A 13,254-nucleotide genomic window follows, 5' to 3' on the forward strand; every position below is an offset into this window, starting at 1 on the left:
GCCGAATGATCGGTGTTCTGACAATCCCCTTGATTGGCGAAGTCTTGTCTTCGCCTGACCGCACTCACTCCCCGCCGAACCACTCCTCCACCTTGTCCAGCACATCGTCGATCAGTCCGGGGCTCTTCGCCTGCGGGCCGGTGAAGCGGAGGAGGTAGCCGCCGTGGCAGGCCTCCCGCGTGATCGTCAGGCTCTGGCGGAGCTTCAGGAGCCTCCGGGGGCGGCGGGTGGTGGGGTTGGTGGGCTCTCGCAACACATCCATGAGGACCGGGCTGAGAGTGGACCATTGGGTCTCGGCCGACTGGCCCATGACGGAGTGGAGGGTGGCGGTGAGGAGGTCCTCGTGGCCGGACTGGAGCGCGGCGGCGAGGGTGTCGAGCTGGCGGATGGTGAGGCTGGAGGGCTCGGTGAGGAGGGGGGCGAGGGCTTCGGCGACGCTCACATGGTTGCGGATGCGGGTGCGGGTGGTGCGGGGAGTGCTGGGGAAGAGGGCGGCGATGGCAGTGTCGGGGGTGTCGAAATGGCCCTCGGCGATGGCGTTGAGGATGAGAGTGGCCTTCTCCCACGGGGTGACGGGTTCGCGGATTTCGTTTTCCGTCACCATGCTGGCGAGAGCCTGGGCGATGGTCTGGGGGGCGCGGAGGAAGGCGGGGATCGTGGGGTGGCCGAGGGCACGGGCTGCGGTGAGGCGGCGGAGGCCGGAGATGAGGCCGTAGCGGTGGCCGTCCTTCGGGGTGGAGAGCTGCCAGACCTCGATGGGGGTGCGGAGGCCCTCGGTGGCGATGGAGTGCTGGAGGAGGTGGAGGGCGGCAGGGTCGAGGGCGGTGCGGTCGCGGAGGAGGGCGTGGGGGGCGATTTCGGTGAGGGGGAGGTGGTGGAGGGGGTCCATGGCGCTGTTCTCCTTTGGCGGGAGGGAAGCGCGGCGGGGTTAAGGCGGGGTAAGGGGAGCGGGCGGTTACATCATCCACTCGACGGGCAGGCGGGCGAGGAGGGCGAGGGCGGCGCGCTTGAAGGCGGTGGTGCCGGGTTCGTCGCCGAGGGGGATGGCGCTGTCGGTGCCGGTCCAGGTGAGGTCGCCTGCGGGGCCGAGGCCGACCTGCCAGGTGGTGGCGGCGCCACGGTCGAGCGCGTCGCTGATGGTGGTGGCGAGGGCGGGGCTTTCGATCCAGAAGCCCATCTCGCAGTTCAGCCAGACGGAGCGGGGGTCGAAGTTGAAGGAGCCGACGAAGACGGCGCGGCGGTCGATGGCGAAGACCTTGGCATGCAGGCTGGCGCCGGAGCTGCCGAGGAGGCCCAGGGCCTTGCGTTCCTCCTCGGTGCGGGGGGTGCGGCGGAGTTCGTAGATCTGGACGCCGGAGGAGAGGAGGGGCTGGCGGTACTTGCCGTAGGCGGCGTGGACGGGGAGGACGTCGGTGGCCTCGAGGCTGTTCGTCAGGATGCGGACGCGGAGGCCCTGGCGGGCGGCATAGGCGAGGCGTTCGGTGCCCTCGCGGCCGGGGACGAAATAGGCGGAGATCACGTCGATGGACTGCCGGGCCTGGCCGACGAGCGGGCCGAGGGCAGTGGCGACAAGGGTGCCGGCGGGGGCCTCGCCGAGCGCCTTGCGCGGATCGTCGGAGAGCAGGGTGACGGGGACCCAGTCGAGGGCGAGGGTCTTGGCGAGCATGTCCTGCACCAGGCGGCTGTCGCTGACCGACTGGGCATAGGTGGCGGTGTCGGGGTCGGCCTGGGCTTCGGCGGAGGCGGTGTCGAGGGCGGCGAGGTCGGAGGGCGGGGTGACGAGAAGCTCGTGCGGATAGGCGCTGGCGCTGTTCCAGTAGGCGTCGAAATCCCGGGCGACAGGGTCGACGACGGCACCGGTGGCGAGGACGTCGAAGTCGGAATACTGCACCTCGGTATCGCGGGCGAAATAGATGTCGCCGATGTTGCGACCGCCGACGATGGTGGCGACGCCGTCGACGGTGAAGGACTTGTTGTGCATGCGCCGGTTGATGCGGGGGAAATCCAGCGGATAGGACAGGGCGCGGGGCGAGCGCAGGGAGAAGGGGTTGAAGACGCGGACCTCGACGGTCGGCAGGATGTTCAGGGCGGCAAGTTCGGCATCGAGGTCGGGGGTGCCGTTGTCATCGACCAGAAGCCTGACGCGGACGCCACGGTCGGCGGCGGCCTTCAACTCATGCAGGAGGGAGAGGCCGGTGCTGTCGCGCTGCCAGATGTAGTAGCGGGCATCGATCGACTGTTCGGCGGCGCGGGCCAGCACCATGCGCGCGGCATAGGCCTCGATCCCCGGCCAGAGCGGACGGATGCCGCTGAGCCCGGGATGGGTGGCGCCCTGTGGCAGGAGGGACCGGCCGAGCGCGGTCTGCGGGTCAGGGGCTAGGGCGTGGGTTTCGGTCCGCCCCTCGTTCGAGGGCAGGCGCAAAAGGTAACGGGCCAGGGCGAGCGCCACCACAAGAAGGACAAGGATGACCACAAGGCGGCGCATCAGATTTCCTCCACCGCGAGGACGCCCTGCACGGCCTTGATCGCGCCCTTGATCTGCGGCGTGACGGGGTATTGACCGGGAAGGTCGATGTCGATCTCGCGGCCTTCGGCGTCTGTGACGCAGAGGGTGATGGCGGCGCGGGTGCGGCCTTCAACCTTGGCGAGGAGGGAGGCGAGGGACGGCACGGCCTCGGGCCTGGCAAGGTGGATGCGGAGGTCTTGGGCGCCTGCGGTGGCGGTGGCGGCATCGATGGGGGTTATGCCTTGCGCGAGGAGCTTGAGACTGTCGCCTTCAAGCTCGGCCTTGACGGTGAGGACGACGTTCGAGCCTGCGTCGAGGTGATCGCGCGAGGCTTCCAGCACCTCGGAGAAGCAGGTGACTTCGTAAAGCCCGGTCGGGTCGGAAAGCTGGACGAAGGCGAAGCGGTTGCCGCGCGCGGACTTGCGTTCCTGTCTTGATGACACACTGCCCGCCAGCTTGGCGATGCAAGGGCCGTTTGCGGCTTTCGCGGTGACTTGCGCGAGGGTTTCGACGCCCTTCTTGCGCAGCGCGGACATGTAGTCATCCAGCGGGTGGCCGGAGAGATAGAAGCCGATGGCCTGATGTTCCTGGGCCAGACGTTCCACCGGCAGCCAGTCGTCGCGGAATGGCAGGCGGGGTTCCGGGATGTCCGCCCCAGCGCTGCCGAAGAGCGAGTTCTGGGCGGACGAAGCGGCCTCATGAATCGCGGCGGAATAGGCGCCGAGGGAATCCAGCGCCTCGAACACACGGGCGCGGTTGGGGTCGAGCTGGTCGAAGCATCCGGCGCGAGCGAGCATTTCGAGGGGTCGCTTGCCGATGCGTTTCAGGTCGACCCGGCGGGCGAAGTCGAAAAGGGTGGCGAAGGGTTTGTCGCGGCCTTCGATTTGGCGGGCCTGCACGATCAGCTGCATCGCATCGACGCCGACATTCTTCAGCGCGCCGAGGCCATAGACGATGGCCCCATCGCGGACTGTGAAGGTGGCGAGGGAGTCGTTGACGGAAGGCGGCACCGTCTTCAGGCCCAGCTTGTCGACCTCACGCTTGTAGACGGCGAGCTTGTCGGTGAGATGGATATCGCAGTTCATCACCGCCGCCATGAATTCGGCGGGGTAGTTGGCCTTGAGATAGGCGGTCTGGTAGCTGACCACGGCATAGGCGGCGGCGTGCGACTTGTTGAAGCCGTAGTTGGCGAATTTTTCGAGGAGGTCGAAGACCTCGCCCGCCTTTTTCGCGTCGATGTTGTGGGTGGCCTTGCAGCCCTCGATGAACTTCGGGCGTTCCTTCGCCATCTCTTCGGCGATCTTCTTGCCCATCGCGCGGCGGAGGAGGTCGGCGCCGCCAAGGGAATAGCCGCCCATGACCTGGGCGATCTGCATCACCTGTTCCTGATAGACGATGATGCCTTGGGTTTCGGCCAAGATGTGGTCGATGGTCGGGTGGATCGACTCAAGGTCGCGCTGGCCGTTCTTGACCTCGCAATAGGTCGGAATGTTCTCCATCGGGCCGGGACGGTAGAGGGCCACGAGCGCCACGATGTCCTCGATGCAGGTGGGCTTCATGCGCCGCAGCGCGTCCATCATGCCGGAGCTTTCCACCTGGAACACCGCCACCGTCTTGGCGCTGGCGTAGAGGTCGTAGCTGGGCTTGTCGTCGAGCGGGATCAGGTTGATGTCGAACTCGATCCCCCGCAGCTTCAGGAGGTCCATCGCGTTCTGGATCACGGTCAGGGTCTTCAGGCCGAGGAAGTCGAACTTCACCAGACCGGCGGCCTCGACCCATTTCATGTTGAACTGGGTGGCAGGCATGGTCGAGCGCGGGTCGCGGTAGAGCGGCACCAACTGGTCAAGCGGGCGGTCGCCGATCACCACGCCTGCGGCGTGGGTCGAGGCGTTGCGGTAGAGGCCTTCGATCTGGGCGGCGTAGTCGAGGAGGCGGCCGACGACCTCTTCCTTCGCGGCCTCGCGCAGGCGGGGTTCGTCGGCCAGCGCCTTGGTGATCGAGACGGGTTTGACGCCTTCGACCGGGATCATCTTGGACAACTTGTCGACGTGGCCGTAGGACATCTGCAAGACGCGGCCCACATCGCGGACGGCGGCCTTGGACAGCAAAGCGCCGAAGGTGATGATCTGGGCGACCTTGTCGGCCCCGTATTTCCCTTGGACGTAGGTGATCACCTCTTCCCGGCGGTCCATGCAGAAGTCGATGTCGAAGTCGGGCATCGAGACGCGTTCGGGGTTCAGGAAGCGTTCGAAGAGAAGGGCGTAACGCAGGGGGTCGAGGTCGGTGATCGTCAGCGCATAGGCGACGAGCGAACCGGCGCCCGAGCCGCGGCCGGGGCCGACGGGGATGTTGTGGTCCTTGGCCCATTTGATGAAGTCGGCCACGATCAGGAAATAGCCGGGGAAACCCATCTTCTCGATGATCGACAGCTCGAAATCGAGGCGCTCCTGGTATTCCTCGGGCGTGGCGGAATGGGGGATGACTTTCAGGCGGGCTTGCAGGCCTTCGTTCGCCTGACGACGGAGTTCGTGGACCTCGTCATCGGCGAATTTCGGCAGGATCGGCTTGCGTTTCGCGGCGGCATAGGCGCAGCGCTTGGCGATCTCGACGGTGTTCTCCAGCGCCTCGGGCAGGTCGGCGAAGAGGGCGGCCATCTCGGCTTCGGACTTGAAATAGTGCTGCGGGGTCAGGCGGCGGCGGGGCTGCTGCTGGTCGACATAGGCGCCTTCGGCGATGCAGATCAGGGCGTCGTGGGCCTCAAAGAGGTCAGCCTTCGGGAAGTAGACGTCGTTGGTGGCGACGATGGGCAGGTTCAGTTCATAGGCGAGGTCGATGGCGCCGCGTTCGGCGAGGGATTCGTGTTCGGGCAGGGCGCCGCCGGGGCCGGGGTGGCGCTGGAGTTCGACGTAAAGACGGTCGGGGTAGATTTCCGCGAGCCTTTCGAGGATCGCGCGGGCCTTGGCCTGCTGGCCGGTGGCATGGAAGCGGCCAAGCGGGCCTTCGGGGCCTCCGGTGAGGCAGATCAAGCCCTCTGCGTTCTGGGCAAGTTCGTCGAGGGTGACCTGCGGCAGGTTGGCGGAGCCGGTCATCGACCCGTCGATGTAAAGCCGGGTGTTGAGCCGCATCAGGTTCATGTAGCCCAGTTCGTTCTGGGCGAGGAGGACGATGGGTGCGGGCAGGCGGGGCTTCTCGCCCGGTTGGGCGGGGTCGTGGGCGATGCTGATCTGGCAGCCGAGGATGGGCTGGACCCCGGCCCCCATTGCAGTGACGGAGAACTCCAGTGCCGCGAACATGTTGTTGGTGTCGGTCACGGCGACGGCGGGCATCCGCGACTTTACGCAGAGATCGACCAGCTTCTTCACCGGTACCGCGCCTTCGAGGAGCGAGTGTTCGGTATGGGTGCGGAGGTGGATGAATCGGGGGTGTGCGCCGGGCATGGACAAGGGTTATCCGGCCCGGCGCGTGCTGTGAAGGGTTTCTCAGGCGGTGCGCGGTACGGGGCGCAGCGCGGCGAGGACGGCGAGCGCGATGACCGAGCCGATGCCGCCGAAGACGGCAAGGTCGCTCCAGCCGGGCTTGGCCACCATCAGGAAGACGATGGCGAACTGGACGGCATAGTCGATCATCGCAAGCCGCTGGGTGCGGCGCAGGATCGGCAGGGCGGAGGTGGCGCCCCAGGCGTCTGCTGTCTTGACGGCCTTCTCGCAGGAGGGGCCGAGGACGAAGGTGCCGAAGCCTGCGGTGAAGATGACGCCCGCGAGCCCGAGGACGGTGAAGGGTTGCCAGCCCCAGCCTGCGACGAAGAGGAGCGTCACGCCGGAGGCCAGCGTGAAGACCGAGGCGGGGATGAAGAGGCGCGGGGCCAGGAGGACGGTGGCGCGGACCACGGCGAGTTGCGTGTCGGCACTGGCGCGGCCTTGCAGCACGATGCCCGCGATGATCACGGTGAAACCGCCGCCGACCCAGAGGATGGCGGCGAAAACATGGGCGAATTTCAGGAGAGTTGCGAAGTCCATGGGAAAATCCATTTGTATGTATGCTAACGGTATGTGGCGTATAGTCGCAGCCGTCGGGGGCGGCGAGTAAGGGATGCCTTACCTTAACGTCAGCTTGCGAAATCGATCGGTTTCGCCGGAAATTTCGGCAAATCCTTCAAAGAGCTTCGCCTTTTCCGGAAGAGTTTGTTCTTGCCTTGAATCGGTTCGGCCTTCTTGATGGAGTGATAACCAGAAGAAGGGGCGCGTGGGTCGCTTTACGCCGCATCGGGCGACCACGCAAAGTGCTCCAACCGGGGAGACCGCGGCGGACAGACGGATGACTGTAGCGTTTCTGTTGAACGGAACGCCGGTTCGTGTCGAGGCGGAGGCCCCGACGCGGACGCTCCTCGATTGGCTGCGGTCTGGCGGCCTGACCGGGACCAAGGAAGGCTGCAACGAGGGCGACTGCGGGGCCTGCACCGTGATGGTGACGGACGCTTCGGGGTCGAAGGCGCTGAACGCCTGCATCCTGTTCCTGCCGCAGTTGCACGGCAAGGCGGTCAGGACGGTCGAGGGGATCTCCGGGCCCAAGGGCGAGATGCATCCCGTTCAGGCGGCGATGGTGTCGCATCATGGGTCGCAATGCGGCTTTTGCACGCCGGGCTTCGTCGTGTCGATGGCGGTGGCGCATCTGAACGGGGCGACCGACCACGACGACCAGCTGGCGGGGAACCTCTGCCGCTGCACCGGCTATGCGCCGATTGTCCGGGCGGCGGAGGCGGCTTCGGGCGAGGCCGTGCCGGAGTGGATGGTCGCGGACCGCGCTTCGGTGGCGGAGTTTGCGGCGGGCGAGGCGGGGGCGTTCCGGCCGGAGGATTCGGATGCCTTGGCCGAGTGGTATCTGGCGAACCCCGACGCCGTGCTGGTGGCGGGCGCGACGGACGTGGGGCTTTGGGTGACGAAGCAACTGCGGGAGTTGACGCCGGTGGCGTTCCTGAACGGGGTCCGCGACTTGCAGGGGATCGAGGCGCGGGGCGGGCAGTTGCATGTCGGTGCCTGCGTGACCATCAACGCCCTGCGCGAGGCGGTGGCGGAGCGCTTGCCGTCCTTCGGCGAGATGCTGCGGCGCTATGCGTCGGTGCAGGTGCGGAACGCGGCGACGATTGGCGGGAACATCGCCAATGGCTCGCCCATCGGCGACGGGCCGCCGGCGCTGATTGCCCTCGGGGCCACGCTGCATCTGCGGCGCGGTGACGAGATGCGGTCGATGCCGCTGGAGGACTTTTTCATCGAATACCGCAAGCAGGACCGGAAACCGGGCGAGTTCGTGGCGGGCGTGTCCTTCCCGGAGCGGGCCCCGGCGCTCCGCTGCTACAAGATTTCCAAGCGGTTCGATCAGGATATCTCGGCGGTCTGCGGGTGTTTCAATGTGACGGTCGAGGGCGGCCGCGTGAGCGAGGCCCGGATCGCCTTTGGCGGCATGGCCGGGGTGCCGAAGCGGGCCTCGCTGGCCGAGGCGGCGCTGGTCGGCAAGGACTGGACCGAAGCCGTGGTGAACGCGGCGGCAGAGGCGATGGCGGGGGATTTCACGCCGATGACCGACATGCGGGCGTCGGCGGGCTACCGGATGCTGACCGCGCAAAACCTGCTGCGGCGCTATTTCCATGACCTGAACGGGACGGCGGTCTCGGTGCTGGAGGTGTCGGCATGAGCATGGGCAAGCCCCTGCCGCATGATGCGGCGCCGCTGCATGTGACCGGGCAGGCGCGGTATATCGACGACCTGTCTTTCCCGGCGAATGCGCTGCACCTGGCCTTTGGCCTGTCGACGGTCGCGCATGGCGAGATCACTTCGCTGGACCTGTCGGCGGTGCGGGCGGCCCCGGGGGTGGTGGCGGTGCTGTCGGCGGAGGATTTGCCGGACATGCCGGACTGCTCGCCTTCGATGCATGACGAGCCTTTGCTGGCGATGGGGACGGTGCATTACGTCGGCCAGCCGGTGTTTCTGGTCATCGCCGACAGCCATCTTGCGGCGCGGAAGGCGGCGCGGCTGGGGAAGATCACCTGTCGCGAACTGCCCGCGCTGCTGACGGTGGACGCGGCGCTGGCGGCGGACAGCCGGTTCGAGGGCGGGCCGGTGATCTGGGCGAAGGGCGATGCGGCGACAGCGATTGCCGGGGCGCCCCGCGTGGTGGAAGGGTCGTTCGAGGTCGGCGGGCAGGAGCATTTCTACCTGGAGGGCCAGGTCGCGGCGGCGATCCCGCAGGAGGGGGGCGACATGGTCGTCCATTCCTCGACCCAGCATCCGACCGAAGTGCAGCACAAGGTGGCGCATGCGCTGCACCTGCCGATGTCCTCGGTGCGGGTGGAAGTGCGCCGGATGGGCGGGGGATTCGGGGGCAAGGAATCCCAGGGCAACGCGCTGGCCATCGCCTGTGCGGTGGCGGCGCGGCTGACCGGGTGCCCGTGCCGGATGAGATACGACCGGGATGACGACATGGTGATCACGGGGAAGCGGCATGACCTGCGCATCCTGTATCGCGCGGGGGTGGATGATCAGGGGCGGATTCTGGGTCTGGAGTTCACCCATCTGTTCCGCTGCGGCTGGTCGCAGGACTTGTCGCTGCCGGTGGCCGACCGGGCGATGCTACATGCCGACAACTGCTATCACCTGGCGCATGTGCGGATCGAGAGCCACCGGCTGAAGACCAACACCTGTAGCGCCACGGCCTATCGCGGCTTTGGCGGGCCGCAGGGGATGATCGGGATCGAGCGGGTTCTCGACCACGTCGCCTTTGCGGTCGGGCGGGAGCCGCTGGAGGTGCGCAAGGCCAACTTCTATCGCGGGATGGCGAGTGCGGATGCCTCCGGCGGGGATATTTCGGCCAGTATGAAAGCTGAAGGAAGCTCCAAGGGTGGAGAGGTCGACCTGACCTCTCGGGGCGCGGCGTTGCCGGTGGGGTCGCATGACCTGCCTGCGGATGGGGCGGTGCAGACGACGCCCTATCACATGCCGGTGGAGGATTTCATCGGGCATGAGCTGGTGGCGGAGCTGGAGCGCACCAGCGGTTATGCGGCGCGGAAGGCGGAGATTGCCCGCTGGAACGCCGGGTCGAAGGTCCTGAAACGGGGGATCGCGCTGACGCCGGTGAAGTTCGGGATTTCCTTCACGCTGACCTGGCTGAACCAGGCGGGGGCGCTGGTGCATGTCTATCAGGACGGCTCGGTCGCCTTGAACCACGGCGGGACCGAGATGGGACAGGGGCTGTTCCAGAAGGTGGCGCAGGTGACGGCCTCGGTCTTTGGCCTTGATGCGGACAGGGTGAAGATCACCGCGACGGATACCGGGAAGGTGCCGAACACCAGCGCCACGGCGGCCTCGTCGGGGTCCGACCTGAACGGGATGGCGGCCAAGGCGGCGGCGGAGACCATTCGCGGGCGGCTGGCGGAGTTCATGGCCGAGAGGCATCAGGTGCAGCCTTCGGCGGTGACCTTCGCGGACGGGACGGTGAAGGTCGCGGGCGAGAGCTACGGTTGGGAGCAGGTGGTGGCCTGGGCCTATCAGGCGCGGGTCTCGCTGTCCTCGACCGGCTATTATGCGACGCCGAAGATCGTCTGGGACCGGGTGAAGGGGACCGGGCGGCCGTTCTTCTATTTCGCCTATGGCGCGGCGGTGACGGAAGTGGTGATCGACCGGCTGACCGGCGAGAACCGGATTTTGCGGGCGGATTTGCTGCATGACACGGGGACGTCCTTGAACCCGGCTTTGGATATCGGGCAGGTCGAGGGCGCCTATGTACAGGGAGCCGGGTGGCTGACCACGGAAGAGCTGGTCTGGGACGGCAAGGGGCGGCTGGCGACGCATGCGCCGTCGACCTACAAGATCCCGGCCTGTTCCGACCGGCCGCGGGATTTCCGGGTGAAGCTGTGGGGCAAGCCGAACCGGGAGGACTCGGTCGGCAAGTCGAAGGCGGTGGGCGAGCCGCCGTTCATGCTGGGCATCTCGGCGCTTTATGCGTTGTCGGATGCCGTAGCGGCTTGCGGGGATGGAACGGTCTACCCGGCGCTGGACGCTCCGGCGACGGCGGAGCGGGTGCTGATGGCGGTCAGGAGGGTTGAAGGTGTTTGACCTTTCCGCCTTGTCGCAGGCTTTGGCTGCCCATGGCCGGGTGGCGCGGGTGGTGATCGCCGCGCATGACGGGTCAAGCCCGCGCGAGGTGGGGGCGGCGATGCTGGTCTGGGATCAGGGCCAGTCCGGGACGATCGGCGGCGGGGCGCTGGAGTTCGAGGCGGTGTTGCGGGCGCGGGCTTGGCTAGTGTCGCTCCCCCCCACCCCATCCCTCCCCCACGCGGGGGGAGGGAGTCGCTTCGCTGGAAGCGTGACAGAAGTTGACGGGCGCGACAGGCCCCCTCCCCCCTCTGTGGGGGAGGGATGGGGTGGGGGGGCTCGCGTCGAGCGGATCGCCCTTGGTCCGTCCATCGGCCAGTGCTGCGGCGGAGCGGTGACGTTGTGGACCGAGGTTTTCGACGCGGCTCCGGAGGCGGTGGCGGGCGTGGTCGCGCGCGGGCCGGGGACCATGCCGCTGGCGGTGAAGCGCATTCTGGTGGCGGCGCGGGGGCAAGGGATGCGGCCGGAGCCGGGGCTGGTGCAGGGCTGGCTGGTCGAGCCGGTCATGGAGGCGGAGCGGCAGGTCTGGGTCTGGGGTGCGGGGCATGTGGGTCGGGCGCTGGTGGCGGTGCTGGCGCCGCTGCCGGGGATCGCGATCACCTGGGTCGATACCGGGCCGGAGCGGTTTCCCGAGGCGATCCCGGACGGGGTGACGCCGGTCTGGGCGGCTGCGCCCGAGGCTCTGGTGGCGCATGTGCCGGTATCGGCGGAGCATCTGGTCGTGACCTATAGCCATGCGCTGGACCTGGAACTGTGCCACCGGCTTCTGGGTCGGGGGTTCTGCTGGCTGGGGCTGATCGGCAGTGCGACGAAATGGGCGCGGTTCCGGTCGCGGCTGGCGGCGCTGGGGCATTCCGGCGTGGAGATCAACCGAATTACCTGCCCCATCGGGGACGTGAGCCTGGGCAAGCATCCGCAGGCCATCGCCATCGGTGTGGGGTTGCAACTGCTGAAGAACAAACACAAATCCGAGACGGAGATCGCGGATGACAGGGACGGAAACACACGGCGGGGGCGTCAGGCCTGAGCTGTTGCGCATCGAGGGGATCACCAAGGCCTATCCGGGCGTGGTGGCGAACAGCGACGTCTCCTTTGCCATCGGCGAGGGGGAGATTCACGCGCTTCTGGGCGAGAACGGGGCGGGCAAGTCGACCATGGTCAAGATGATCTATGGTCTGATCCGGCCCGACTCTGGCCAGATGACCCTGCGGGGGGCGGCCTATCAGCCGGGCAAGCCGGCTGAGGCGCGGCGGCTGGGCGTGGCGATGGTGTTCCAGCATTTCAGCCTCTTCGAGGCGCTGAACGTGGCGGAGAACGTCGCCTTGGGCATGGAGAACCCGCCGCAGATGCGGGAGCTTTCCGCGCGGATCAGGGCGGTGTCCGAGGAATACGGGCTGCCGCTGGACCCCAGCCGGATGGTCGGCGACCTCAGCGCCGGGGAGCGGCAGCGGGTTGAGATCATCCGGTGCCTGCTCCAGGACCCGAAGCTTCTGATCATGGACGAGCCGACATCCGTGCTGACGCCGCAGGAGGTGGAGATCCTGTTCAAGACGCTGCGGCAGTTGTCGTCGGAGGGGACGGCGATCCTGTATATTTCTCATAAACTTGAGGAAATCCGCAGCCTTTGCGACGCGGCGACGATCCTGCGGCGGGGCAAGGTGGTGGCGACCTGCACGCCTCGGGAACGGACGGCGCGGGAGATGGCGGAGCTGATGGTCGGGGCGACCCTCAAGACGCCGGAGCGGCGGGTGGCGGAAAAGGGCGAGGTGGCGCTGGGGGTCAGCGATCTTTCGGCGGCCTCGCCCATTCCGTTCGGCACCTCGCTGAAGGGGATCAGCTTCACCGTGGCCAAGGGCGAGGTTCTGGGCATCGCAGGAGTGGCGGGGAACGGACAAGACGAGCTTTTGCTCGCATTATCCGGCGAGCTGAAAGCGGCGCCGGACAAGGTGCGGGTGGCGAGCCATGCGGTCGGCGATCTGGGGCCGGTGGAGCGGCGGAAGGCGGGCCTCGTGGCGGCGCCGGAGGATCGCTATGGCCATGCGGCGGCGCCGGACATGTCGCTGGTGGAGAACGCTTTCCTGACGGCGGGGGTGCGCAAGGGGCTGGTGAGGAACGGCTTCGTGGACTGGGCGGAGACGCGCAGGTTCGCCGAGGAAATCATCGCCGCCTATGACGTGCGGACACCGGGGCCGGACGTGGCGGCGCGGGCCTTGTCGGGAGGGAATTTGCAGAAGTTCCTGATGGGGCGCGAGCTGATGCAAGGGGCTTCGGTCATCGTCATCAACCAGCCGACCTGGGGGGTGGACGCGGCGGCGGCGGCCTCGATCCGGCAGTCGATCCTCGACCGGGCGGGCGAAGGCGCGGCGGTGGTGGTGATCAGCCAGGACCTGGATGAACTGCTGGAAGTGTCGGACAGCTTTGCCGTGCTGAACGAGGGGCGGCTGACCAAGCCAAGGCCGACGGAGGGGCTGACGATGGACCAGATCGGGCTGATGATGGGCGGCGCCCACGGGATGGAGGTCGCGCATCATGTGGGATAGGGGCCAAAACTCTTCGATGCGTTTTGCAAATTCCTTCGAAGGAATTTGGCGCGGGGAGGATGTG

General features: G+C 67.3%; 8 protein-coding genes. 4 read left to right on the forward strand and 4 right to left on the reverse strand.

Features of this window, described 5'->3' with window-relative positions:
• Positions 1-64 precede the first annotated feature (64 nt).
• The 4 genes from JNL31_RS07670 to JNL31_RS07685 form a co-directional block, all read right to left on the reverse strand.
• Positions 65-889: a ParB N-terminal domain-containing protein gene (locus JNL31_RS07670; protein WP_294971879.1), complete on the reverse strand. Its 825-nt coding sequence runs from the start codon at positions 887-889 to the stop codon at positions 65-67.
• Positions 890-955: 66 nt separating this feature from the next.
• A complete protein-coding gene (locus JNL31_RS07675) occupies positions 956-2,485 on the reverse strand; it encodes a phosphatidylserine/phosphatidylglycerophosphate/cardiolipin synthase family protein (protein ID WP_294971880.1) in 1,530 nt (509 codons plus the stop codon).
• Positions 2,485-5,943: a DNA polymerase III subunit alpha gene (gene dnaE / locus JNL31_RS07680; RefSeq protein ID WP_294971882.1), complete on the reverse strand. Its 3,459-nt coding sequence runs from the start codon at positions 5,941-5,943 to the stop codon at positions 2,485-2,487. Before dnaE ends, JNL31_RS07675 begins: the two co-directional genes overlap by 1 nt.
• Positions 5,944-5,985: 42 nt before the next feature.
• Positions 5,986-6,522: a DUF2269 family protein gene (locus JNL31_RS07685; protein ID WP_294971884.1), complete on the reverse strand. Its 537-nt coding sequence runs from the start codon at positions 6,520-6,522 to the stop codon at positions 5,986-5,988.
• Positions 6,523-6,820: 298 nt separating this feature from the next.
• On the opposite strand from JNL31_RS07685, the gene xdhA reads away from it, so the two are divergent.
• Genes xdhA through JNL31_RS07705 form a run of 4 tightly spaced genes read left to right on the forward strand, consistent with a single transcriptional unit; the run spans position 6,821 to position 13,190 of the window.
• Positions 6,821-8,194, forward strand: a complete 1,374-nt coding sequence (gene xdhA / locus JNL31_RS07690; RefSeq protein ID WP_294971886.1) for a xanthine dehydrogenase small subunit — start codon at positions 6,821-6,823, stop codon at positions 8,192-8,194.
• Positions 8,191-10,611 carry a xanthine dehydrogenase molybdopterin binding subunit gene (gene xdhB, locus JNL31_RS07695; RefSeq protein WP_294971888.1) on the forward strand — a complete coding sequence of 807 codons (2,421 nt, stop codon included), beginning with the start codon at positions 8,191-8,193 and terminating at the stop codon, positions 10,609-10,611. Before xdhA ends, xdhB begins: the two co-directional genes overlap by 4 nt.
• On the forward strand, positions 10,604-11,677 hold the full coding sequence (gene xdhC, locus JNL31_RS07700; protein ID WP_294971891.1) for a xanthine dehydrogenase accessory protein XdhC: 1,074 nt from the start codon (positions 10,604-10,606) through the stop codon (positions 11,675-11,677). Before xdhB ends, xdhC begins: the two co-directional genes overlap by 8 nt.
• Positions 11,637-13,190, forward strand: a complete 1,554-nt coding sequence (locus JNL31_RS07705; protein WP_294971893.1) for an ABC transporter ATP-binding protein — start codon at positions 11,637-11,639, stop codon at positions 13,188-13,190. The genes xdhC and JNL31_RS07705 overlap by 41 nt, the downstream gene beginning before the upstream one ends.
• Positions 13,191-13,254: the final 64 nt, after the last annotated feature.

Origin of the sequence: Tabrizicola sp. (assembly GCF_016792905.1) — a bacterium.
Classification (GTDB): domain Bacteria; phylum Pseudomonadota; class Alphaproteobacteria; order Rhodobacterales; family Rhodobacteraceae; genus Tabrizicola.

Coding starts and splice junctions, on each gene's coding strand:
- JNL31_RS07670 (WP_294971879.1), bottom strand. CDS start 889: ATGGACCCCCTCCACCACCTCCCCCTCACCGAAATCGCCCCCCACGCC.
- JNL31_RS07675 (WP_294971880.1), bottom strand. CDS start 2,485: ATGCGCCGCCTTGTGGTCATCCTTGTCCTTCTTGTGGTGGCGCTCGCC.
- dnaE (WP_294971882.1), bottom strand. CDS start 5,943: ATGCCCGGCGCACACCCCCGATTCATCCACCTCCGCACCCATACCGAA.
- JNL31_RS07685 (WP_294971884.1), bottom strand. CDS start 6,522: ATGGACTTCGCAACTCTCCTGAAATTCGCCCATGTTTTCGCCGCCATC.
- xdhA (WP_294971886.1), top strand. CDS start 6,821: ATGACTGTAGCGTTTCTGTTGAACGGAACGCCGGTTCGTGTCGAGGCG.
- xdhB (WP_294971888.1), top strand. CDS start 8,191: ATGAGCATGGGCAAGCCCCTGCCGCATGATGCGGCGCCGCTGCATGTG.
- JNL31_RS07705 (WP_294971893.1), top strand. CDS start 11,637: ATGACAGGGACGGAAACACACGGCGGGGGCGTCAGGCCTGAGCTGTTG.